18 protein-coding genes and 2 pseudogenes are annotated in these 23,961 nt (G+C 68.5%); 4 read left to right on the forward strand and 16 right to left on the reverse strand.

Translation table 11 applies throughout. From position 1 onward, the window contains the following. The first annotated feature begins 93 nt into the window (after positions 1–93). On the forward strand, positions 94–2,919 hold the full coding sequence (locus AC5Y6X_RS23810) for a (Fe-S)-binding protein (RefSeq protein WP_499989590.1): 2,826 nt from the start codon (positions 94–96) through the stop codon (positions 2,917–2,919). 7 nt (positions 2,920–2,926) lie between these two features. Here AC5Y6X_RS23810 and AC5Y6X_RS23815 read toward each other — a convergent pair whose 3' ends face one another. Together AC5Y6X_RS23815 and AC5Y6X_RS23820 are read right to left on the reverse strand one after the other, a co-directional pair. Next, positions 2,927–3,250: a type II toxin-antitoxin system PemK/MazF family toxin gene (locus AC5Y6X_RS23815; RefSeq protein WP_499989591.1), complete on the reverse strand. Its 324-nt coding sequence runs from the start codon at positions 3,248–3,250 to the stop codon at positions 2,927–2,929. Next, positions 3,247–3,480 carry an antitoxin MazE-like protein gene (locus tag AC5Y6X_RS23820; protein WP_499989592.1) on the reverse strand — a complete coding sequence of 78 codons (234 nt, stop codon included), beginning with the start codon at positions 3,478–3,480 and terminating at the stop codon, positions 3,247–3,249. The genes AC5Y6X_RS23815 and AC5Y6X_RS23820 overlap by 4 nt, the downstream gene beginning before the upstream one ends. A 66-nt stretch (positions 3,481–3,546) precedes the next feature. Between AC5Y6X_RS23820 and AC5Y6X_RS23825 the strand changes: the two are divergent. Both AC5Y6X_RS23825 and AC5Y6X_RS23830 read left to right on the forward strand, forming a co-directional pair. Continuing rightward, a pseudogene (locus tag AC5Y6X_RS23825) lies at positions 3,547–4,847 on the forward strand (pyridoxal phosphate-dependent aminotransferase). Positions 4,848–4,878: 31 nt separating this feature from the next. Next, positions 4,879–6,141, forward strand: a complete 1,263-nt coding sequence (locus AC5Y6X_RS23830; RefSeq protein ID WP_499989593.1) for a YibE/F family protein — start codon at positions 4,879–4,881, stop codon at positions 6,139–6,141. Here the strand turns inward: AC5Y6X_RS23830 and rfbA are convergent. From rfbA to AC5Y6X_RS23880, 10 genes and pseudogenes are all read right to left on the reverse strand, one after another. Then, the gene (gene rfbA, locus AC5Y6X_RS23835; RefSeq protein ID WP_499989594.1) at positions 6,111–6,977 is read right to left on the reverse strand and encodes a glucose-1-phosphate thymidylyltransferase RfbA; all 867 of its coding nucleotides are present in this window, start codon (positions 6,975–6,977) and stop codon (positions 6,111–6,113) included. The genes AC5Y6X_RS23830 and rfbA overlap by 31 nt on opposite strands. 26 nt (positions 6,978–7,003) lie before the next feature. Beyond that, positions 7,004–7,378 carry a nuclear transport factor 2 family protein gene (locus AC5Y6X_RS23840; protein ID WP_499989595.1) on the reverse strand — a complete coding sequence of 125 codons (375 nt, stop codon included), beginning with the start codon at positions 7,376–7,378 and terminating at the stop codon, positions 7,004–7,006. A 35-nt stretch (positions 7,379–7,413) separates the two neighbouring features. Next, complete coding sequence (locus tag AC5Y6X_RS23845) at positions 7,414–8,169, reverse strand: maleylpyruvate isomerase family mycothiol-dependent enzyme (RefSeq protein ID WP_499989596.1); 756 nt, start codon at positions 8,167–8,169, stop codon at positions 7,414–7,416. 71 nt (positions 8,170–8,240) lie between these two features. Next, a pseudogene (locus AC5Y6X_RS23850) lies at positions 8,241–8,468 on the reverse strand (HepT-like ribonuclease domain-containing protein); the annotation flags it as partial. A 129-nt stretch (positions 8,469–8,597) separates the two neighbouring features. After that, positions 8,598–9,104 carry a nucleotidyltransferase domain-containing protein gene (locus AC5Y6X_RS23855; protein WP_499989597.1) on the reverse strand — a complete coding sequence of 169 codons (507 nt, stop codon included), beginning with the start codon at positions 9,102–9,104 and terminating at the stop codon, positions 8,598–8,600. A gap of 42 nt (positions 9,105–9,146) precedes the next feature. Continuing rightward, entirely contained in the window at positions 9,147–10,589 is a 1,443-nt protein-coding gene (locus AC5Y6X_RS23860) for a nitrate/nitrite transporter (protein WP_499989598.1), read from the reverse strand. A gap of 107 nt (positions 10,590–10,696) precedes the next feature. Further along, positions 10,697–11,440 (reverse strand): respiratory nitrate reductase subunit gamma, encoded by a 744-nt coding sequence (gene narI / locus AC5Y6X_RS23865; RefSeq protein WP_499989599.1) that lies wholly within the window; start codon positions 11,438–11,440, stop codon positions 10,697–10,699. After that, positions 11,437–12,111 (reverse strand): nitrate reductase molybdenum cofactor assembly chaperone, encoded by a 675-nt coding sequence (gene narJ, locus AC5Y6X_RS23870; RefSeq protein WP_499989600.1) that lies wholly within the window; start codon positions 12,109–12,111, stop codon positions 11,437–11,439. The genes narI and narJ overlap by 4 nt, the downstream gene beginning before the upstream one ends. After that, a complete protein-coding gene (gene narH / locus AC5Y6X_RS23875) occupies positions 12,108–13,691 on the reverse strand; it encodes a nitrate reductase subunit beta (protein ID WP_499989601.1) in 1,584 nt (527 codons plus the stop codon). The genes narJ and narH overlap by 4 nt, the downstream gene beginning before the upstream one ends. A 10-nt stretch (positions 13,692–13,701) precedes the next feature. After that, entirely contained in the window at positions 13,702–17,361 is a 3,660-nt protein-coding gene (locus AC5Y6X_RS23880) for a nitrate reductase subunit alpha (RefSeq protein ID WP_499989602.1), read from the reverse strand. Between the two features lie 401 nt (positions 17,362–17,762). On the opposite strand from AC5Y6X_RS23880, the gene AC5Y6X_RS23885 reads away from it, so the two are divergent. Beyond that, positions 17,763–18,335 (forward strand): Uma2 family endonuclease, encoded by a 573-nt coding sequence (locus AC5Y6X_RS23885; RefSeq protein WP_499989603.1) that lies wholly within the window; start codon positions 17,763–17,765, stop codon positions 18,333–18,335. 38 nt (positions 18,336–18,373) lie between these two features. Here the strand turns inward: AC5Y6X_RS23885 and AC5Y6X_RS23890 are convergent, their stop codons facing one another. The 4 genes from AC5Y6X_RS23890 to AC5Y6X_RS23905 form a co-directional block, all read right to left on the reverse strand. After that, positions 18,374–19,699, reverse strand: a complete 1,326-nt coding sequence (locus AC5Y6X_RS23890) for a UDP-glucose dehydrogenase family protein (RefSeq protein WP_499989604.1) — start codon at positions 19,697–19,699, stop codon at positions 18,374–18,376. Positions 19,700–19,789: 90 nt separating this feature from the next. Next, the gene (locus AC5Y6X_RS23895; RefSeq protein ID WP_499989605.1) at positions 19,790–21,217 is read right to left on the reverse strand and encodes a DUF7159 family protein; all 1,428 of its coding nucleotides are present in this window, start codon (positions 21,215–21,217) and stop codon (positions 19,790–19,792) included. A gap of 155 nt (positions 21,218–21,372) precedes the next feature. Further along, on the reverse strand, positions 21,373–22,410 hold the full coding sequence (locus tag AC5Y6X_RS23900; RefSeq protein WP_499989606.1) for a DUF7159 family protein: 1,038 nt from the start codon (positions 22,408–22,410) through the stop codon (positions 21,373–21,375). 89 nt (positions 22,411–22,499) lie between these two features. After that, on the reverse strand, positions 22,500–23,945 hold the full coding sequence (locus AC5Y6X_RS23905; protein ID WP_499989689.1) for a DUF7159 family protein: 1,446 nt from the start codon (positions 23,943–23,945) through the stop codon (positions 22,500–22,502). Positions 23,946–23,961 lie beyond the last annotated feature (16 nt).

Below are 23,961 nucleotides of genomic sequence, written 5' to 3' on the forward strand. Positions count from 1 at the left end.
TCTCGCGCCGCAAGCGGCGAAGATGTCACTATGAGCAAAGCCTAAGCAGGCAACAAAGCACGCCAGAGCAACTATGCATTGGAGAGACTTTCTGTGACCACGCAGACCGTCATCAGACTGGTACTGGGCCTGGGCATGACCTTCTTGGTGGGCGCATTCGCGGCCCGCCGGGTCTTCTGGCTGTACAAGCTGGTGATGTCCGGCCAGCCGGCAACGGGGCGTACCGACAACATCGGGACGCGGATCTGGACCGAGGTCTCAGAGGTTTTCGGGCAGCGCCGCCTGCTGAAGTGGTCGATTCCGGGGCTGGCGCACTTCTTCACCATGTGGGGCTTCTTCATCCTGCTCACGGTCTACATCGAGGCCTACGGGCTGCTGTTCCAGCCGAACTTCCACATCCCGATCATCGGCCGATGGGATGCGCTCGGTTTCCTGCAGGACTTCTTCGCGACGGCCGTGTTCCTCGGCATCGCCACCTTCGCGGTCATCCGGATCATGCGCAGCCCGCGGGAGATCGGCCGGACGTCGAGGTTCTACGGCTCGCACACCGGCGGCGCGTGGCTGATCCTGTTCATGATCTTCAACGTCATCTGGACCTACGTGCTGGTGCGCGGCTCCGCGGTCAACAACGGCACGCTGCCCTACGGCAAGGCGGCCTTCCTCTCGCAGCTGTTCGGCAAGATCCTGGCGCCGCTCGGCCACCAGGGCAACGAGGTCCTGGAAACGGTGGCGCTGCTGCTGCACATCGGCGTGATGCTGGCCTTCCTGATCATCGTGCTGCACTCCAAGCACCTGCACATCTTCCTGGCGCCGATCAACGTGGTGTTCAAGCGGCTGCCCGACGGGCTGGGTCCGCTGCTGCCGATCGAGTCCGACGGCAAGCCGATCGACTTCGAAAACCCGCCGGACGACGCGGAATTCGGCCGCGGCAAGATCGAGGACTTCAGTTGGAAGGCCATGCTCGACTTCGCCACCTGCACCGAGTGCGGGCGCTGCCAGTCGCAGTGCCCGGCCTGGAACACCGGCAAGCCGCTGTCACCCAAGCTCGTCATCATGGACCTGCGCGACCACTGGATGGCCAAGGCGCCCTACCTGCTGGGTGAGAAGAGCTCGGAGCCGCTCGAGGGCCTCGACCTCGAAACACCCAAAGAAGAGGCCCACCATGTGCCGGAGTCCGGCTTCGGCCGCGTTCCCGGGCACGGGCCCGAGCAGGCGAGCCGGCCGCTGGTCGGCACCGCCGAGCAGGGCGGTGTGATCGACCCCGACGTGCTGTGGTCCTGCGTGACGTGCGGCGCGTGCGTCGAGCAGTGCCCGGTCGACATCGAGCACGTCGACCACATCGTCGACATGCGCCGCTACCAGGTGATGATGGAGTCGGAGTTCCCCTCCGAGCTGTCCACGCTGTTCAAGAACCTGGAAACCAAGGGCAACCCGTGGGGGCAGAACGCCTCCGACCGGACCAACTGGATCGACGAGGTGGACTTCGACGTCCCGGTGTACGGCCAAGACGTGGACAGCTTCGACGGCTACGAATACCTGTTCTGGGTGGGATGCGCCGGCGCCTACGACGACAAGGCCAAGAAGACCACGAAGGCCGTCGCCGAGCTGCTGTCCATCGCCGGGGTCAAGTACCTGGTGCTGGGCACCGGGGAATCCTGCAACGGCGACTCCGCGCGCCGGTCGGGCAACGAGTTCCTGTTCCAGCAGCTGGCCCAGCAGGCCGTGGAAACGCTGGACGGGTTGTTCGAGGGTGTGGAGACCGTCGACCGCAAGATCGTCGTCACCTGCCCGCACTGCTTCAACACCATCGGCAAGGAATACCGGCAGCTGGGCGCCAACTACACCGTGCTGCACCACACCCAGCTGCTCAACCGGCTGGTGCGCGACAAGAAACTGGTGCCCGTTTCGCCCGTCTCCCAGGACATCACCTATCACGACCCGTGCTATCTGGGCCGGCACAACAAGGTGTACGAGGCGCCGCGCGAGCTGATCGGGTCCTCCGGGGCGAAGTTCACCGAGATGCCGCGGCACGCCGAGCGCAGCTTCTGCTGCGGCGCGGGCGGCGCCCGGATGTGGATGGAAGAGCACATCGGCAAGCGGATCAACCACGAACGCGTCGACGAGGCGCTGGCCACCGGGGCCGGCACCATCGCCACCGCATGCCCGTTCTGCCGGGTGATGGTCACCGACGGCGTCAACGACCGGCAGGAGGAAGCCGGCCGCAGCGGCGTCGAGGTGCTGGACGTGGCCCAGGTGCTGCTGGGCTCGCTCGAGTACGACAAGGCGACGCTGCCCGAGAAGGGCACGGCCGCCAAGGAAGCCGAAGAGCGGGCGGCTCGGGCGCCCAAGCCGGAGCCCAAGGCCACCGCGACCGTCGAGGCCCCGGCTGAAGCGCCCGCCAAACCCGCCGAGCAACCCGCCGAGGCGAAGGCTCCCGCCGCCCCCGCGCCGGCCAAGGGTCTCGGCATCGCCGGCGGCGCCAAGAAACCGGGCGCCAAGAAAGCCGCGGCCCAGCCGTCGGAGCCATCGGCAAGCGCCGCGCCCGCCCCGGCGGCGCCGGCCAAGGGGCTGGGGTTGGCCGCCGGGGCCAAGAAACCCGGCGCCAAGAAGGCCGCACCCGCCCCGGCCGAGGCCAAGCCCGAGGCCAAGACGGAGGCCAAGACGGAGGCGCCCGCGCCCGCCGCTCAGCCGGTCAAGGGGCTGGGCATCGCCGCAGGCGCCAAGCGGCCCGGCGCCAAGAAGGCCGCGCCGGCGGCCGAGGCGAAGCCGGCCGAGGCCAAGGCGGAGCCCGAGGCCAAGGCGGAGCCCGAGCAAAAACCGGAGCCCTCCGCCCAGCCCGACGGCGACGCCGCACCGCCGGCAGCGCCCGTCAAGGGGCTGGGCATCGCGCGCGGGGCGCGTCCGCCCGGCAAGCGCTGACTGCCTCTCAGGAGGCCAAGCCGAGGAACACCATGAGCGACCGCTCGATCTCCGCCATGAGCGTCGCGGACACGCGACCGATCCGCGTTCCGAGGTTCGACCGGCGGACGGTCGTGATCTTGTCGATCATGGCGTAGCTCGGCTGCGCAACGCCGGTCGTCGTCGGGACCGCGATCCGCGCCACCGCCACGCCGGCGACCGTCGTCGCCGTCAGCGGGATGACGACGACAGATTTCGTCGCGGAGAACAGGTCGTCCTGAACAATGATCGCCGGACGAGGCTTGGCCGCGTAGACGCCTCCCGAGACCGTCCACAACTCGCCGCGGTTCACTCGTCGTCATCCGGTGACGCCAGATCCTCCGAGATCGCTTCGACAAATTCCATGTCATCGCTGCGCCGGTCGGCTTCGGCCAACGCCAAGGATTCCCGGTGCGCCTCCGCGGCGAACCGCGCCGACCGGACGTCCGGCACCCACATCTGGACGGGGCGGTATCCCCGTTCACGCATGCGGCGGCGGTATTCGCTGGCCCGCCGCGTCGATGTCCTACCCACACTCAACATGTTGCATGAAACGCCTGTTGCATGCAACGGCGCCGCGGGCGGCAGGCGCCCAATCAGCAAATTCGATTGGACAACGATGGCACCATAGGGACGTGACAACTCACCCGCTGCACCTGCCCACCCCAGGTCATCCGCCCGGTCATCACCGGCAGCGGACCTTCGCGCAGTCGTCCAAACTGCAGGACGTCCTGTACGAAATCCGGGGTCCGGTGCACCAGCACGCCGCGCGGCTGGAGGCCGAAGGGCACCGCATCCTCAAGCTGAACATCGGCAACCCGGCGCCGTTCGGCTTCGAGGCGCCCGACGTGATCATGCGCGACATCATCCAGGCGCTGCCGTACGCGCAGGGCTATTCCGACTCCCAGGGCATCCTGCCGGCCCGGCGCGCGGTGGTCACCCGGTACGAGTTGGTCGAGGACTTCCCACGGTTCGACGTCGACGACGTGTATCTCGGCAATGGATGTTCCGAGCTGATCACCATGACGCTGCAGGCGCTGCTCGACAACGGCGATCAGGTGCTGATCCCGTCGCCGGACTACCCGCTGTGGACGGCGTCGACCTCGCTGGCGGGCGGCACGCCCGTGCACTACCTGTGCGACGAGACGCAGGGCTGGCAACCCGACATCGCCGACCTGGAATCCAAGATCACCGAGCGCACCAAGGCGCTGGTGGTGATCAACCCGAACAACCCCACCGGCGCCGTCTACGGCCGCGAAGTCCTCACCCAGATGGTCGAACTGGCGCGCAAGCATCAGCTGCTGCTGCTCGCCGACGAGATCTACGACAAGATCCTGTACGACGACGCCAAGCACATCAACGTGGCCTCGCTGGCGCCCGACATGTTGTGCCTGACGTTCAACGGCCTGTCCAAGGCCTACCGGGTCGCCGGATATCGCGCCGGCTGGCTGGCCATCACCGGGCCGAAGGATCACGCCGAGAGCTTCATCGAGGGAATCAGCCTGCTGGCCAACATGCGGCTGTGCCCGAATGTTCCGGCCCAGCACGCGATCCAGGTTGCCCTCGGCGGCCACCAGAGCATCGAGGACCTGGTGCTGCCCGGTGGCCGGCTGCTCGAGCAGCGAGACGTCGCGTGGAAGAAGCTCAACGAGATCCCCGGGATGTCCTGCGTCAAACCCGAGGGCGCGCTGTACGCGTTTCCCCGGCTGGACCCCGAGGTCTACGAGATCGAGGACGACGAGCAGCTGGTGCTCGACCTGCTGCTGCAGGAGAAGATCCTGGTCACCCAGGGCACCGGGTTCAACTGGCCGACGCCGGATCACCTGCGCATCGTGACGCTGCCGTGGGCCCGGGACCTGGCGGCCGCGATCGAGCGGCTGGGCAATTTCTTGGCCAGCTACCGACCGTAGGCGGTTTCCGGCCGCCTCTACGGTGGAGCGGGTGACGCACGCACACTCGCACAATCTGTCCTCGGGGCCGTCCCCGCTGGGACCGCTGCCCGCCCGGATCGTCGTCGGGCTGCTGGCCGCGTTCGGTCTGGCGGTGCTGGTCGGGGCGGTGTGGCTGTGGCCCAGCCGCCAGCACGTCGACATCCCGATGCCGTTCCAGAACGCCACCGGCGGCGCGGTGAGCACCCAGCGCGGGCACGTGCTGTCCAGCGGGCTGAGCGACTGCGGCAGCCCGTCGACCGGTCAGGTGCTCACCACGGCACCCCGGCCGGGAGCCCCGGGCGCCGGGCGGTGCGTGCTGACGCTCGTCGCAATCGATTCCGGGCCGAACGCCGGCGCGAACACCCAGCTGGAGTCCTCCCCCGGCCCGGGCCAGCCGCAGTTCGCCGCGGGCGATCACATCCGGCTGGTTCGCCAGGTCGACGAACAGGGCGGCACCAGCTACGCGTTCTACGACTTCGAACGCGGCTGGCCCCTGGTCGGGCTCGCGATCGCCTTCGCGGTGGTGATCGTCGCCGTGGCGCGCTGGCGCGGGTTGCTGGCGCTGGTGGGGATCGTCGTCGCGTTCGGCGTGCTGGTGCTGTTCCTGCTGCCGGCGCTGCGCGACGGCGCACCCGCGGTTCCGGTGGCGCTGGTGGCCTCCGCCGCGATTCTCTACGTGGTGATCTACCTCGCGCACGGGGTCAACCTGCGCACCAGCGCCGCGCTGCTGGGCACCCTGTCGTCGTTGCTGCTGGCGGCCGGATTATCTTGGGCGGCAATCGAATTCGCTCACCTGACCGGACTCTCCGACGACCAGAACTCCACGGTCAGCGCGTATCTGGGCAACGTCTCGATCAGCGGCCTGCTGCTGGCCGGGTTCATCATCGGGTCGCTGGGTGTGCTCAACGATGTGACGGTGACACAGGCGTCGACGGTCTTCGAGCTCGCCCGCCTGGGCGGTGACACCTCCCGGCGCGCCATTTTCCTGGGCGCGATCCGGGTGGGCCGCGATCACATCGCCAGCACGGTGTACACGCTGGTGCTCGCCTACGCGGGCAGCTCGCTGCCGCTGCTGTTGCTGTTCAGCGTCGCCAACCGCTCGCTGGGCGACGTGCTGACGAGCGAGAGCGTGGCCATCGAGCTCGCGCGCTCCGCGGTTGGCGGTGTCGCGCTGGCACTTTCGGTGCCGTTGACGACGGCGATCGCCGCGGTGCTGGCCACGCCGGGCCCCGTCAGCTCAAATCAGCCGCGCTCCAGCAGCTCCAGCAGGTAGCTGCCGTACCCGGACTTGACCAGGGTGCGGGCGCGGCGCTCCATCTGCTTCTCGTCGATCCAGCCCTGCTGCCACGCCACCTCCTCGGGGACGCTGACCTTCAGGCCCTGCCGTCGCTCCAGGGTGCGAATGAAGTCGCTGGCGTCCAGCAGCGAGTCGAACGTTCCGGTGTCCAGCCACGCGGTGCCGCGGGCCATCACCTCGACCGCGAGGCGCCCGCGGTTCAGGTAGATCTGGTTGACCTCGGTGATCTCATACTCGCCGCGCGCGGATTTCTTCAGGCCCCTGGCGATTTCGACCACGTCGTTGTCGTAGAAATACAAGCCGGGCACGGCGTATTGGGACTTCGGCGTGGCCGGCTTCTCCTCCAGCGACAGGGCCATGCCGTCGGGACCGAACTCGACGACACCGTAGTCCGACGGGTTGGACACCCAATAGGCGAAAATGGCTCCGCCGCTGATGTTTTGGAAGCGGCTCAGGCTGGTGCCCAGCCCCGGGCCGTAGAAGATGTTGTCCCCCAACACCAAAGCGACCGAGTCGTTGCCGATGTATTCCGCGCCGACGACGAACGCCTGCGCCAGGCCGTCGGGCCGTTCCTGCACCGCGTAGCTGATGTCGATGCCGAATTGCGAGCCGTCACCGAGGAGGCGCTCAAAGCCGTCCGCGTCGTGCGGGGTCGTGATCACCAGGACGTCGCGGATGCCGGCCATCATCAGCGTGGACAGCGGATAGTAGATCATCGGCTTGTCGTAGACCGGCAGCAGCTGCTTGCTGATGCCCATGGTGATCGGATGCAGGCGGGTGCCCGAGCCGCCCGCCAGGATGATTCCGCGCATGAATGGCTCCTGACGTCTCAATCGACTCAATCGACGGCATCGGCTTCGGTGAGCTCGGTGGCCTCCAACGCCGATGCCAGGTCCTCGTGGTGGAAGACCGAGGTGACATGGTCGTGGACCACCCGGAACGCCGACGCGGAATCCGTGACGGCGCCGGGGTTGTCCGGGGTGCTGACCTTCTGCTCGACGACGACGACGCCGTCGTGCACGTAGATCCGGCCGACCTCCGCCGTCACCTTGCGGGCGGCGGCCCACCGGCGCAGCGCCGCGTGGCCCTGTGCGGCGCCGTGGGCGTCACCGATGTCGATGTCGTCGCTGGACAGAGCAACCAACGTGTCGAGGTCGGCGGCGTTGAGCGCGTCGTGCCACGCCAAGACGGTGGCGATCTCCGATGTGGTCATGGTCTGCAAGTTACCGTGCGCGCACCCGGCCGTGGCTAGAAAGCCGTGTGCTCCAGCCAGTTCTGCCACACTGCCTCGTCACCGAACACCGCGACGCCGGTGTCGCCGACGGGAACGCGGCGCACCAGCGCCAGCAGCAACTCGGTCGCCGGACCGCGCAGCGCCACGGTCCCCTTGCCGTGCTCGTGCGACCAGCCGACCCGGCCGCCGGAGGCGCCGATCGTCCATTCGCCGGGCTCGGTGAGGCCGGAATCGGTTGCGTGCAGGTGGATGGTGTTGGGTTCCTCGAGCGGCAGCGCCTCCCCGTCCCTTCCGGCCTGGATCGCGACCCGCTCCAGCCATTCGGTGATCGCATCGGACGCGAGTTCGGGGTCGAGCGTGAACTCGCCGCCCAGCGCGATGGCGGCGTCGGCCCGGTGCACCGCCACCTCATGCAGCCGGCGCCGGACCCACCAGTTCGCCGGGCGGGTCCCGAGAAACGTCCACACCGGCGTCTCGGCGCCCGTCAGCTCGACGGCATCGACGAGCAGCTGCGCGCCGCCGCGCAACCAGGAGATCGCGTCGTCGGGGTCCGGTGGCGGCTTGCCGCCCTCGACGCTCCGGGGGTCGAGGTAGTCGTCGAGCCGGTCCCGCACGATCTGGGCCGCCCAGCGGTCGCCCCGGCCGACATGGCGGAACAGCTGCTTGAGGGTCCAGCCCGGGCACGTCGGCACCGGCGTGGCGTCGTCGGCGCCGCGGAACAGCTCTGCGAAGGCGCGGTTTTGGTCCAGAAACGCGGCCGCATAGTCCACCCGGCCAGGTTACCCGGGCATCCTGACCCGGTTGATCCAGTGCGGTGGGCCGGCGACTTGGTCGAGCGCGATCAGGTCTCGTTCGCGACGGCGGCGTCGTGCAGACGGTCGACCAGCCGGATGAAGCCTTCGAGCCGGTTGTCGATGGTGTTCTGCAGGATTTCCTGGTCGAGGTCGGCGTACTGATGGGCGAGCAGGTTCCGCATGGCGACGATCATGGGCCACTCTGCGGGTGCTTCGGCGTTCAGCAGTCCCGGGGACACCTTCGCGACCGCATCGATAGCTACCTCGAGGCGATGGCTGAGGCGTCTCGAATCAGGACGTCGTCCAGCGAGCCACGGGCCAGATGCTCGCGCAGCACCTGCAGGTGTTCGGCGGCGTCCCTGAGATGCTGTGAATCTTTGCGACGTCGCCGCGTCATAGTTGCTTCATAGTTGCTTCGCGTCGACGGCGACGGTCGCGGCAGCATTGGGCTTCAGCAAGCGGGCGGGAATGATGTCGACCGGACGCCCGAGCAACCGCTCCAACTCGACATCGAGTGCCGCGAGGTCGAGGAGATCGGCGCCCGGTTCGAGATCGACAAGGAGGTCGATGTCGCTTGCGTCGTCGTCCTCACCTCGTGCCAGGCTGCCGAATACGCGCACATTGGTTGCCTTGTGGGTCCGAGCGAGGGCGACGATTTCGTCGCGGTGCTCGACGACGACCCGCCCCAGCGCCGTGGTGGGGCGAAATCGGCTCGCCCGATAGGTCTTGATCAGCCGGGACACTTCGGGCTGACTTCGGCCGATGGCATGCGCGATCTGCTTCTGGGTCAGTCCACGGTCGGCGGCCAGCCCAACCGCGTCCCGTAGCTGATTGCTCGCCTGGATCCGCAATCGATCGGTCTCAGCACTGACCCTTGCGAGCAGCGCCAGCGCGTCCTCGTCGTCATCCATATAGCACATGCTATATCGGCGACTCCGCCCGACGGGCGGGCATCACGCGGGCGCGACGGCCTCCGCGACGGTTACCGCCTTCCGGGCGAGCACCCGGCCCGGCGTCCGGACGTAGGCGAACCAGGTGATCGCCGCGCACAGCACGTAGAAGCCCAGGAAGACGACGAACGCCGTCGTCGCCGATTTCGCCGGCGACAGGTACGACGCCCGCAGCACGACGTTGATGCCGACGCCGCCGAGCGCGCCGATGGCGCCGGCGATCCCGATCAGCGCGCCCGACATCCGGCGTGACCAGTCGGCCTTCTCGGCCCGGCCGAGGTGATCGATGCTGTGCGCCTTGGCGTCGAAGATGGACGGAATCATCTTGTACACCGACCCGTTGCCGATCCCGGACAGGATGAACAGCGCGACGAACCCGGCCACGTAGGCCGCCAGGCCGCCGCCCGACAGGGCGCCGTGACGGGCGTCGGCCATCTCGCCGAACACCACCAGCCAGCCGGCCGCGGCGATCATCGCGGCGAACACGTACAGCGTGACCTTGCTGCCGCCGATGCGGTCGGACAGCCAACCACCCGGCGGCCGCGCGATCGAGCCCAGCAGCGGCCCGATGAACGCGATCTGCGCGGCGTGCAACGCCGCGTGTGCGGTCATCGCCGGGGTTGTCTTGCCTCCGTGGCTGAGGTTGGCCAGAAAGCTGATCTGCAGCACCTGGCCGAAGGCGAACGAGAAGCCGATGAACGATCCGAACGTGCCGATGTAGAGCAGCGCGATCAGCCACGAATCGCGGTATTTCATCACGTCTATCATCGAGCGGCCGTTCGTGCGCTGGTTGCTCAGGTTGTCCATGAACAGCGCGGCGCCGACCGCGGCGACCGACAGCAACACCAGATACACGGCGCACACCCAGTGCGGTGCACGGTTGCCCGCGGTGGCGATCACCAGCAGCCCGACGATCTGGATCGCCGCGACGCCGATGTTGCCGCCGCCGGCGTTCAGCCCCAGCGCCCACCCCTTGAGCCGCTGCGGATAGAACGCGTTGATGTTGGTCATCGAGGACGCGAAGTTGCCCCCGCCCAGCCCGGCGATCGCGGCCACGACCATGAAGGTCGTGTACGAGGTTCCGGGGTGCGCCATGAAGTACAGCGTCAACGCCGTGGGCAACGCCAGTGCCAGCGCGGAGAACACCGTCCAGTTGCGGCCGCCGAACGTCGCGGTGGCGAACGTGTAGGGCAGCCGCAGGATCGCGCCGACCAGCGTCGGCATCGCGACGAGGAAGAACTTTCCGGCGGCGTCGATGTGGTAGACGTTCTGCGGCATGAAAAGGACCATCACCGACCAGATCGACCAGACCGAGAACCCGACGTGCTCGGCGACGATGGACCAGATCAGGTTGCGGCGCGCGATCTTTGCGCCGCCGTCGTTCCAGGCGTCGACGTCTTCGGGGTCCCAGTCGTCGATGGTGTGTCGGCGCGTCTGTAGCAGCATGCCATCACGGTAGGAAAGTGTTGTTGCGGCAACGCTTCCCGCGATGACCCGCGTGCTACAACCTGCTCACTTCCGACCTCGGTGGGCGGTGAGCTATGCGACCGGTGTCACACCCAGCGGCTGCGGGCGGGCGGGGCCACCGGCGCCACCCAGGCCTTCGCATAGCGGTTGCCGGACGACTTCTGTGGGTCGCGGCTGCGGTAGACCAGGTACGGGCGCAGCAGGTATCCGGCCGGTGCGCTGAACATGTGAACCAGCCGGGTATATGGCCAAATGCCCAGCAGCGCAAGGACAATCAGCGCGTGCACCTGAAACGTCGCGGGCGCGCCGGCCATCAACTCCACCGCCGGATGCAGGGAGAACAGGCTGCGGAACCACGGCGACACCGTCTGGCGGTAGTCGTAGGCGGCGAACACGTTGGTCAGGGTGTTGAGCATCCCGGTCACCAGGGCCCCCGCCAGCAGCGCGTACATCAGCCTGTCACTGCGGGTCGTCGCCTTGCGCACCTCGGGCACCGTAATGCGCCGGTACAGCAGGATTGTCAGCCCGGTCACGACGGCCGCCCCGGCCAGCGAGCCCATCGTCACCGCCGCCAGGTGATACGCCCACTCGGGGACACCGGCCGCCGACGTCCAGGATTCCGGGATCATCAGGCCGACGACGTGGCCGCCGAAGACGCCCAGCAGCCCGAAGTGAAACAGCGGGCTGCCCATCCGCAGCAGCCTGCTCTCGTAGATCTGCGAGGACCGCGTGGTCCAACCGAACTGATCGGTCCGGTAGCGCCAGACATGGCCCAGCACAAACGATGTGAGCGCGATGTACGGCGCGGTCAGCCACAGCAGGCTGTTCATCGGCGACCTCCGGCGCTCAGCGGATCCATCGCGAACGGCTCGAGCCCGACGTCTTCCTCCGGTGGGCCCGCCGCGGCCAGCTCGGCGATGCGGCGCCGGTCGGCGGTGCTGATCGGGGGCAGCGTCGCGAGGACCGCACCCAGGACCGCGGCGTATCCGGAGCCGCTGTCCCGCAACGACAGTCGGAGCAGTTCCAGAACCGGCACATGCTCGGCCAGCAGCCGCTCGCCCCGCGCGGGGTCGACGATCGCGGCGAACTCGAGGACCAGCGGCAGGTAGTCGGGCAACTCGTCATCACCCAGTTGCATCCCGGCCTGGCGGTAGGCGTGCTTGAAGCGCAGCAGCGCCATGCCGCGCTTGCGGGTGTCGCCGTAGGCGTAGTAGGTCAGGTGCAGGCTGGCGCGCCGGCGCATGTCAAAGGTCTCGACGTAGCGCGCGGCGAGCTCCATCGGGTCGGCGCCGTTGAATTCCCGCAGCAGGAAGTCCAGTATCGGTGTTCGTACCGCGGCGGGCAATTCTTCTGCGGCGGCGGCTAATTGGTCGGTGAGTGCGAGTGTCTGCGTGCTGGGGTAATCCAGCAGCAGCGCCGCGACGCGCCACGTCAGCCGGCGGTCGCGCTCGCCCAGCGCCGCGCCGCGCGTCGGTCGCCGATTCAGCGTCAGCGTCTTCACTTTGTCGGCACCAGCCCGTCGGTGCTCTTGCCGTCCCAGTTGAGCAGGTTTCTCCCGGCCTTGCTGCCGTTGCCATTCCCGTTGCCGTTGGTGACGTGGAATTTGTCGGCCATCGCGTCATACGCCGTCATCCCCGGCCCGCCGTCGCCGTCGAGGCTGCACCCGGTGGCCAGCGCGTCGAGGCGGTGCGCGTCCGATCCCGCGCCGCTGGGGATGACGTAGCGGTCGGCGTACTTGGCGATCGCCAGCAACCGGTACATCGATTCGATCTCCTCGCCGGCCAGCCCCACCGACTCCGGGATCGTGTCGTCGAACTCCTCGCCCAGGTTGGCGGCGCGCATGTACGAGCGCATCGCCGCGAGCCGTTGCAGCGCAAGCCGAACCGGTCCGACGTCGCCGGCGGTGAACAGCTCGGCCAGGTACTCGATCGGGACGCGCAGGGCGTCGATCGCGCCGAAAAGGTTGTTCTTGTTCTCGCCGTCGTGGCCGGTCTTGGCCAGCACATCGACGACCGGGGACAGCGGCGGGACGTACCAGACCATCGGCATGGTGCGGTACTCCGGGTGCAGCGGAAGCGCCAGCTGGTAGTCGACGATGAGTCGGTATACCGGCGAATTCTGCGCGGCCTCAATCCATTCGCCGGAGATCCCGGCGCGCTCCGCCTCCGCGACGACCCGGGGGTCGTGCGGGTTCAGGAACACGCCGAGCTGCGCGGGGTACAGGTCCTGCTCGTCTTGGACCGATGCCGCGGCCGCGACGGCGTCGGCGTCGTACAGCAGCACCCCGATGTAGCGCAGCCGCCCGACGCAGGTCTCCGAGCACACCGTCGGGATGCCGACCTCGACGCGCGGGTAGCAGAACGTGCACTTTTCGGCCTTGCCGGTCTTGTGGTTGAAGTAGATCTTCTTGTAGGGGCAGCCCGTGACGCACTGCCGCCAGCCACGACACTTGTCCTGGTCCACCAGCACGATGCCGTCCTCGCTGCGCTTGTAGATCGCGCCGGACGGGCACGACGCCGCGCAGGAGGGGTTGAGGCAGTGCTCGCAGATGCGCGGCAGATAGAACATGAACGTCTGCTCGAACTCGAGCTTCACCTCGTCGGACAGCTTGGCCAGCAACGGGTCCCGGCCGACCTGCTCGGGTCCGCCGCCGAGGTCGTCGTCCCAGTTGGCACCCCAGGTCACCTTGGTGTCTTCGCCGGTGATCAGCGACTTGGGCCGGGCCACCGGGGTGGTGTCCATCGCGGGGGCGGACAGCAGCGTCTCGTAGTCGTAGGTCCAAGGGTCGTAGTAGTCCGACACCGTGGGCAGGTCGGGGTTGGCGAAGATGTTGAGCAGCCGCTTGATCCGCGATCCCGACCTGAGCGTCAACCGGCCGCGCTTGTTCAGCGTCCAGCCGCCCTTCCACTTCTCCTGGTCCTGGTAGCGACGCGGATACCCTTGTCCGGGGCGGGTTTCCACGTTGTTGAACCAGGCGTACTCCATGCCGCCGCGGTTGGTCCACGCCTGCTTGCAGGTGACGCTGCAGGTGTGGCAGCCGATGCACTTGTCGAGGTTCATCACCATCGCGAGCTGAGCCATGACCTTCAAGTCAGTACTCCACTTCTTGCGAGCGCCGCCTGATCGTGGTGACCTCGTCGCGCTGGTTTCCGGTGGGGCCGTGGTAGTTCAGCGCGAAGGACTGCTGGGCGTAACCGCCGATCAGGTGCGACGGCTTGATCATGATCCGGGTCAGCGCGTTGTGGATGCCGCCGCGCTTCCCGGTCTTCTCGGTGCGGGGCACGTCCACCGCCTTGTCCTGCGCGTGGTACATGAACACCAGGCCCTCGGGCATCCGGTGGCTGACGATCGCGCGGGCGTTGACCACACCGTTGCGGTTGGTGCACTCGATCCAGTCGTTGTCCTTGACGCCGATCTTCGCCGCGTCCACGTCCGACATCCAAATCGCCTGCCCGCCACGGGAAAGCGTCAGCATGTGCAGGTTGTCCTGGTACGCGGAGTGGATGGACCACTTGGAGTGCGGGGTCAGATACCGCACGGTGATCCCGCCGGCGGTGTCACCGACGGCCGGCTCGTCGAACAGGGCGGTCATGTCCAGCGGCGGGCGGAAGATCGGCAACTGCTCCCCGAGCTCGCTCATCCAGTCGTGATCGAGGTAGAAGTGCTGGCGACCGGTCAGGGTGTGCCACGGCTTGAGCCGCTCGGTGTTGATCGTGAACGGCGAGTAGCGGCGGCCCCCGGTCTCCGAACCGGACCACTCCGGCGACGTGTTCACCGGCACCGGGCGAGACTGCGTGTCGGCGAACGTGATTCGCCGGCCCTCGTTCTCCTTCGCCAGGTCGGCCAGCTCCGTGCCGGTGCGCCGCTGCAGCGCTTCGAACCCCTCGACCGCCAGGCGCCCGTTCGTCGTGCCGGACAGCGCCAGAATCGCCTCGGCGGCGTGGGTGTCCTTGGCCAGCGACGGCCGCCCGACGGCCACGCCGCTGACCACCGCGCCGTTGACGCCCCGCAGGTATTCGACCTCCGCGTCGGGATGCGTCGTCACGCCCTTGGTCGTGAGGCCGACGGTTTCGACCATCGGCCCGAGCGCGGCCATCTTGTCACCGACCGCCGGATAGTCCCGCTCGACGACGACCAGCCGCGGCATCGTCTTGCCGGGAATCGGTTCGCACTCACCGGCTTTCCAGTCCAGCACGCGCCCGCCGGGCTGAGCGGTGGCATCCGCGCTGTCGTGCTGCAGCGGCACCGCGACGATGTCCTTGCGCTTGCCCAGATGCTTTTCGGCCAGCCAGGAGAACCCGCGCGCGATGCGGTGGAAGGCCTCGAAGTCGGTCTTGGTCTCCCACGGCGGCGAGATCGCCGGGGAGAACGCGTGCACAAACGGGTGCATGTCGGTGCTGGACAGGTCGTGCTTCTCATACCAGGTGGCCGCGGGCAGCACGATGTCGGAAAACAGTGTGGTGCTGGTGTTTCGGAAGTCGATCGACAACAGCAGGTCCAGCTTTCCCACCGGCGCCTCGTCGCGCCAGCGCACCTCCTGCGGGCGCACCGCGTCCTCGTCGCGGGCGGCGACATTGGAATCGGTGCCCAGCAGGTGCTTGAGGAAGTACTCGTTGCCCTTCGCCGACGAGCCGAGCAGGTTGGACCGCCACACCGTCAGGCAGCGCGGGAAATTCTCGGGCGCGTCGGGATCCTCGCAGGCGAACTGCAGATGCCCGGACTTCAGCCCGTCCACGACGTGCGCCGACGCGTCCTTGCCCAGCCGCGCCGCCTCGTCGGCCAGATCGAGCGGATTGCGGTTGAACGTGGGATAACTCGGCATCCAGCCCAGCCGGCTGGCCAGCGCGATGCTGTCGGCTGCGGTTCGGCCGGCGAACCGGCCCTCGGCCAGCGGTGAGGCCATCGCCTCGGAGGTGAACCGGTCGTAGCGCCACTGGTCGGTTGACAGGTACCAGAACACCGTGCCCTGCATCTGGCGCGGCGGCCGCTGCCAATCCAACCCGAAGGCCAGCGTCGACCACCCGGTGACCGGCCGGCACTTCTCCTGCCCGACGTAATGCGCCCAGCCGCCGCCGTTGACGCCCTGACAGCCGGTGAGCATCACCAGCGTGAGGAACGAGCGATAGATCTGGTCGGAGTGAAACCAGTGGTTGGTTCCCGCGCCCATCAAAATCATCGACCGGCCGCGCGAACGTTCGGCGTTGTCGGCGAATTCCCGCGCGATCCGTGCCACCGCCGCGGCGGGCACGCCGGTGATCGGCTCCTGCCACGCCGGGGTGTAGGGCTGAGTCGCGTCGTCGTAGTCGGACGGCCAGTCCCCGGGCAGGCCCTCCCGGCGCACGCCGTACTGGGCCAGCAGCAGGTCGAAGACCGTCGTCACGCGTTGTCCGGCAACGATTCTCGACGGCACGCCGCGGGTCAATACGCCGGGCTTGTCGCCGTCGAACCGCGGCAGCTTCACCTCGGTCACGTCACCGCCGGCCAGTGTCAGCAGCGGGTCCACGCCGCCCAGGTCGAGGTTCCATAGTCCTTCGCCGGACGCCGTGAACCGGTGTCCCAGCGAGCCGTTCGGCACCACGGGGTTGGCCTGCGCGTCGAGCAGCACCGTCTTGGACGCGGCGCCCTCGCCGGTGTCGCCGAGATCGGCTGCGGTGAGGAACTTCCCGGGCAGCCAGTCCCCGTCGCGCTCGGTCAGCGTCACCAGGAACGGCAGGTCCGTGTACCGCTTCACGTAGTCGGTGAAATACGGGGTCGTCCGGTCGACGAAGAATTCCTTGAGGATCACGTGGCCCATCGACATCGCAAGCGCCGCATCGGTGCCCGGCCGCGCCGGCAGCCATTCGTCGGCGAACTTCGTGTTGTCGGCGTAGTCGGGTGAGACCACGACCACCTTCTGGCCGCGGTAGCGCGCCTCGGTCATGTAGTGCGCGTCGGGCGTGCGGGTGACCGGGACGTTGGAGCCCCACATGATCAGGTAGCCGGCGTCGAACCAGTCGGCCGACTCGGGCACGTCCGTCTGGTCGCCGAACACCTGCGGCGAGGCCACCGGCAGGTCGGCGTACCAGTCGTAGAACGACAGCATCGACCCGCCGATGAGCGAAATGAACCGGGCCCCAACGGCATGGCTGACCATCGACATCGCGGGTATTGGCGAGAACCCGGCCACCCGGTCGGGACCGTACTTCTTGATCGTGTGCACGTGCGCGGCCGCCGCCATCTCGGCGGCCTCCCACCACTCGGCGCGGACGAACCCACCCTTGCCGCGCGCCGCCTTGTAGCGGCTGGACTTGACGGGATCGTCGACGATGTCGGCCCACGCCAGCACGGGGTCGTTCAGCCGCGCCTTGGCCTCGCGGTAGTACTCGAGCAGGACGCCGCGCACATACGGATAGCGAACGCGCGCAGGCGAATACGTGTACCAGGAGAACGAGGCGCCGCGGGGGCAGCCACGCGGCTCGTATTCCGGCTTGTCGGCGCCGACGGACGGGTAGTCGGTTTGTTGGGATTCCCAGGTGATCACGCCGTCCTTGACGTAGATCTTCCACGAGCACGATCCCGTGCAGTTGACGCCGTGCGTCGAGCGCACGACCTTGTCGTGCGCCCAGCGGTCCCGGTAGAAGTCGTCCGCCGAGCGGCCGCCGACCTTGTGCAGCGCACGGCGATCCGCGGAGACCTCGCCTCGGTGGAAATATTTGCTGAATCCGAGCAGGGCGTCGGCGGCGGTCTGGCGGTTCGCGTTCAGATCGACCATGACGCCTCCTCTCGAACGACGGCTACCGCGCTGTCATTCACCGAGGGTAAGGCAGGTTTTTGACGCTTCAAAAATTCGCACCGACCCGCTTTTGCGGTTGTGCGGTTGCGGTAACACCACCGACATATTGCCGCGTGTGAGCTGTGCCGCAATTTTGCCGAAGACGGCGGAAAAGCACTGATGGGAGGCCGCGATAATCGGGACGCCACGGCGTGCAACGGCGTCCGCGTCACGGCCCGGAATCAAGCATTTTTCTTCTCGTTAACACGTGTGTGTCGGCGCGTGGTCGCTGCATAAGAGTCACGGGCGAAGCCGAATGTCGGTGCCTGCTGCGATGCTTCCTCGCGAGCGGAGCCTCGAGCAGGCGTAGCCTGCTTTCAAAGGAGACCTGGAGGTGCACGGTGGCGGGATTGGCCGAGTTTCCTCGCGACCTGGTGACGCTCGAAGAGTGGGATGCGCTCGAGCTGGATGAGGCGCGTCGCTGGGAGCTCGTCGAGGGGGGCATCGTCATGACACCGCGGCCACGTCCGCTGCACCAGGTTGTGTCGAGAAATCTTTCACAGCTGATCCGGGCGAGGCTGCCTGCGTCGCTCGTCGTGCTACAAGAGGTCGAGGTCACGGTCGAGGCACGCTTCCCGCCCACGGTGCGTGACCCAGACCTGGTTGTGGTGAACCGCGATGTAGTGGAGCGCAATCCGGTGCGAGTAGACGCATCGGATGTCGTTTTGGTCGTCGAGATCGTGTCACCTGGTTCACGTCGCACGGACCGGGTGATGAAGGCCTACGAGTACGCGAAGGCCGGCATCGAGCACTATTGGATCGTCGATCTCGACGCCAACCAGGACGAGCGATTCCTCGCGCACCTGCTCCGTGAGGGGACCTATCGCCGGGTCGAGGCTCTCATCGGTGACCGGGTACAAACGAAAGAACCGCTGGCAATGGACTTCACGCTCGGCGAGCTGACCCAGCCTTAGAGAGCGAGGGTTTGCGACCCTCGCATCAAAACGCCCTGCTACGGCCGTCGCGTGCCGAGCCGGAACACCCGCCAGCCCGCCCGCTGCCAGCGGGCGGCGTCGAGGCAGTTGCGGCCGTCGACGATCACCCGGGCACGCACCCGGTCGGCGAGGACATCGGGGTCGAGGTCGATGAATTGCCGCCACTCGGTAAGCACCAGCACGGCATCGGCGCGCTCGCAGGCCTCTTCCACCGAAACCGCGTAGTTGAGCGTCGGGAACAGCCGTTGCGCGTTGTCGAGGGCCTTCGGGTCGTACACGTTGACCGCCGCGCCGTTGAGCTGCAGCTGGCCCGCGACGTTGAGGGCGGGCGAGTCGCGCACGTCGTCGGACTCGGGTTTGAACGCGGCGCCCAGCACGGCGACATTGGCGCCCAACAGCGAACCGCCGCACGCGGTGGTGGCCAGTTCGACCATCCGGGTCCGCCGGCGCATGTTGATGCTGTCGACCTCGCGCAGGAAGGTCAGCGCCTGGTCGGCGCCCAGCTCGCCGGCGCGGGCCATGAACGCGCGGATGTCCTTGGGCAGGCAGCCGCCGCCGAAACCCAAACCCGCGTTGAGGCATTGGCGTCCGATCCGTGGGTCGTATCCCAGCGCATCGGCCAGGACGCTGACGTCGGCGCCGGCGGCCTCGCATACCTCGGAGATCGCGTTGATGAACGAAATCTTGGTCGCCAGAAAGGCATTGGCGGATACCTTGACCAGCTCCGCGGTCTGCAAGTCGGTCACCAGGAACGGCACGCCCGCCTCCAGCAGCGGCCCGTAGAGCTCGCGAACGGCCGGCTCGGCGTGCGACGAATCGTCTTGCACGCCAAGCACAATGCGATCCGGGCGCAGCGTGTCGCGCACCGCGAACCCCTCACGCAGAAACTCCGGATTCCAGGCGACTTCGACGTCGACCCCCGGGGGCGCCAGCCCCGCGGCCCGTCGGCTCAACTCGGCCGCGGTGCCCACCGGGACCGTCGACTTGCCGACGAGCACCGACGATCTGGTCAACCGCGGCACCAACGTGTCGATGACGGCATGCACATGGCACAGGTCGGCGCCGTATTCGCCCTTCTTTTGCGGCGTGCCGACCCCGAGGAAGTGCACGTCGGCGAATTCGGCGGCCAGATCGTAGTCGGTGGTGAAGCTCAGTCGCCCCGCAGTCAGGTTGTCCGTCAACAGCTTTCGCAGTCCGGGCTCGTAAAAGGGAATGTCGCCCCCGGCGAGCTTGGCGACCTTGCCCGGGTCGATATCGACCCCGATGACCTCGTGTCCCAACGCGGCCATCCCGACAGCGTGCGTGGCGCCCAGGTAGCCGGTTCCGAAAACGGTGCATCGCATACCACCGGTGTAGGTGGCCGCGATGAGCTAACCGCGTCGTCCCGCTGAGCGGCAGGCAAACGGGAGATGACAGGTGGCTGTGGGCGCGAATTAAAGCCCTGGGATCCCCGGAATCCCGAACCCACCGCGACCATGACCGCCACCGAAGCCGCCGTGACCACCGCCACCGGGGAAGCCGCCGCCGTGATCACCGCCGTCACCGTGACCACCGCCGCCGCCGATGCCTGGTATCGGCAGCGGAATCGGCACGGGAACGGGCGCGACCGGCGGAGGCGCGGGCGCCGGCGCGGCGGGAATGGGCGCAGGCGCCTCCGGAACTGGCACAGGCGCTGGGGCGGGCGCCACGACCGGCGGCGGAGCCGGGGCCGGCGGCACCGCGACGGGAGCCGGAGCCTGGGGAGCGGGCGCCGCGGGGGCCGGAGCCGGGGCCGGCGCGGGCACTGCCGCCGGGGCGGGCGCGGGGGCGGCCGGAGCCGCCGGTGCCGGCTGGGCGGGAGCGACGACGTTCTGGCCCGGCACGGGCTTCACGCCGGCCGTCGGCCGGATGGCGATCGCGAGCGAAACGACCAGCGCCGCCACTCCCACGATGAAGATTCCCGCCAAAACGCTCCCCACCAGGCCGAACGACCTGCGCTCGCCGACATCGACGAAACCGCTCGCGGCGGTGTGCGGGCCGGTGAAGGGGTCGGCGAAGTCGTCGCCGACGGCGCTGTAGGCGAGGCCGTCGCCGGCCGCTGTCGCCGGGAAGTCAAAGTAGCCCGGGGCGACGGCGAACGGGTCGATGGCGCCGGTGCCGTGATCCTGCGCGTAGGCACGCGCCGCGGTGGACGACACGAACAGCGGCGCACTCGCCGACGCCAGCGCCGCCCCGCGGGCCAGCGCCGTCTCCGGCTCCTCGGGCGCCGTCAGCGGCAGCGTGGTCGCCGCCTCCAGCGCCGGCTTGATCAACGGGACGTCGATGCCGGAACCGACCACGAACACCGCATCCGGGCGGGTCTCCAGCCCCTCGGCGGCGGAAACCATGGTGGCCAGCTGGGCCACCGCGGCGTCGTCGTCGTCCGGGAGGGGCTCGCGGTGCACGTCGGAGACCGACCCGTCGGCGCTATCGACGACCGCCAGGGTGGCTGTATTGGGCTCGATGTACAACAGCGCCGTGTGCGCGTAGTTGGTTTGGTTTCCGACGGCCTGGGCCAGCGCCGCCGCGGCCAGAAAGGCCGAGACCAACATCACGTTCTCGACCTTGTGGGCGGCAAGCTTGTCACGCAGCGCGGCGGCCTCGATGGGGTCGGTGAAGGTGACCCCGGTCGACGCCAGTTGATAGCCGCCCTCGGCGGCGCCCTCGCGGGTGCCCAGGATCGCCGACACCACTTGGTCGGCGGCGCTCACAGTTGCCGTGTCATCGCCGGCGAAAACGTCGAAGTTGTCTTCGTCGACGGTGGCGCCGTCCCCGTTTTCGCCCTCGACCAGCACCATCCTGACTGCCGTCGGGGCCATCGACACGCCAAGTACGGTGTCCAAAGCTCCTCCATAGTCGCATTGCCAGCGATCACGCCCGGGGACGTCGTCGTCGCGCGCACGATTGGCGGCGGCACGCCGCGAACTCCCCCAGGGTTCCCCTAATTGGCCGATTTTACGCTTGTTCGAACCGTCGGGGCCTTGGGCGAGGCTACCCGTTACGGGCCCAGGATGCCCGGGCCCAGGTGCCGGTGCAGCCAGTCGTGGGCCTTGTCCCTGGGCCGCTCCGACGGATCCTGCTGCGGGGGTGCCGCGGTTTCCGGTGCCGGGACCGCCGAGGGCGGCGGGGGCGGCGCCTGCGGCGCCGGCGCGATGACGTTCTTGCTGATGTCCGGCCGCTGCTCCACGTGGGGCCGGACACTGAAGGTCAGGTCGAGCGCCACGGCAACCGCCCCGCCGACGAACATCACCGCCGCGATGGCTGCCGCCACCAACGGCTTGCGGGAGCGCCACCTGGCCCGAGCGGCGCGGACCTCGCGCGCGGCGCCCGCGTCCGGCATCGCCACGGTGGACGGCGCTCCCAGCTGGGCATTCGCCGACGCCAGCGCCGCGCCGCGGGCCAGGGCCATCTCGGGCTCCTCGGGGGCGGTCAGCGAAAGCGATGTCGCGGCTTCCAGCGTCGGTTTGATCGACGGGAGGTCGACGCCGGAACCGACGAGGAACACCCCGTCGGGGCGGGCTTTCATCGATTCGGCACCCGAAACCATCGCGGTCAGTTGTTCCAGCGCCGCGTCATCGTTCGGCGGCAGGGACCGCCGATGCGTGTCGATGATCGACCCGTCGGAGCTGTCGACGACGGCCAGCGTCGCGCTGGCCGGTTCGACGAACAGCAGCGCGGTGCGCGCGCAATTGGTGGCGCTGCCGACCGCCTGCGCCAGGGCCGCCGCGGCCATGAACGCCGAGACCAGCATGACGTTCTCAATCTTGCGTTCCGCCAATGCATCCCGGAGTGCCGCCGCCTCGGCCTGATCGGTCCAGGCAACTCCGCTGGAGAGCACGTGGTGCCCGCCTTCGACCGCGCTTTCCCGGGTTCCGACGATGGCGGCGACCGCCCGATCCACCGCGGCGTTGGCCTGCGGGCGGCCGCTGACGTCGAAGTCGTCCTGATCGACTGTCACCCCGCCGGCGCCGGCGCCCTCGATGAGCACCATGCGGACCGTCTCCGCTGCCATGGATACACCAACTACGATGTCCACCGCTTTCTCCAAGCCCCCCAACTGGTTTGGCGTGTGGTCCCCACCACCCTAGCTCGGCGCGTCCGATTCACCGCACCTGACGCGCGAGGCTACCGGTGCCCAAAGCCGCCGAATCCGTGCCCGCCACCGAAGCCGTGCCCGCCCCCGAAGCCATGCCCACCCCCGAAGGGACCATGGCCCCCACCGAAAGGACCATGGCCCCCACCGAACGGCCCGCGCCCGAACGGACCATGCCCGCCACCGAAGGGGCCGCGGGGGGCGGGGCCACCGCCGAAGGGCCCGCGCGGCGCCGGGGGCCCGATGACGGGAACGCGCGGAACGGGAACGGGAACGAGCACGGGCGGCGGGATCGGCGGAGCTGCGGGAACCGGAGCCGCGGCCGGCGGAGCTATGGGATGAGGCACCGCCACCGGGGCGGGCGCCTGGATCTTCGGCTGCGCGGGAACAGAAGCCTGCGGCGGCGGCGGCGCGGGTTGCGTTGGGACGACGATGTTTTCGGCGGGGCTGGGGCGCAACGCGACCGTCGGGCGGATGCTGATCGCCAGCGCAATCTCCAGCGCCACCACCGCACTGATGAATACCACCGCGAGCGCGCTGCCGACCAGTAGGAGAGACCGGCGCCGCTGCCCGGCCTCGTCCAGGCCGATGACGGTGCCGGCCTCGACATCCTCGTCCGGTATCGCGCTGTAGGCGACGTTGGGCTCGCCCGCCTTGGTATCGGCGGTGGACTCCGGAACGCCCCGCGACTCGGGCAGATATCCGGGCAGTAACCCCGGCGACTGTGCGGTCAGCGCCAGCGGGTCGACCTCGCCGGTGCCGGGATCCAGCGCGTAGGCCAGTGCGGCCGTGGACGACGCGAACAGCGGGGCGTTCGCCGATGCCAGCGCCGCGCCGCGAGCCAGGGCCGTCTCCGGCTCGTCGGGTACGGACAGCGCGAGCGAGGTTGCGGCCTCCAGCGCCGGCTTGATGAGCGGGATATCGACGCCAGACCCGACGACGACCACGCCATCCGGCCGCGTCTCCAGCGATTCGGCGCGGGAGACCATCTTGACGAGTTCGGCAACGGCCTCGTCTTCGTCGTCGGGAAGAACCCTGCGATGCACGTCGGAGACCGATCCGTCGGCGGTGTCGACCAAGGCCAACGTGGCGGTGTACGGCTCCACGAAGAGCAGCGCCGTGTTCGCATAATTTGTGGCGTCGCCGACGGCCTGTGCCAGCGCGGCCGCGGCCATGAAGGCCGAGACCAGCATGACGTTCTCGATCTTGTGCGCGATCAGCGCGTCCCGGAGCAACGCCGCCTCGACGTGATTGGTCCAGGTCACTCCGGTCGAGAGAAGTTGGTAACCGCCCTCCTCGGCGCCCTCGCGGGTACCCAGGATGGCCGAGACGACCTGGGTGGGCGCGGTGCGCGGCGAATCGTCGGCGACGTCGAAGTCGTCCTGGTCGACGGCGGCCCCGTCGGCGCTCTCACCCTCGACCAGCACCATGCGGACCTTCGTCGGCGCCATCGACACGCCGAGCACGACGCCCACCACCGCTTGAAGATCCCCC

Source organism: Mycobacterium sp. NGS26 (assembly GCF_059813025.1).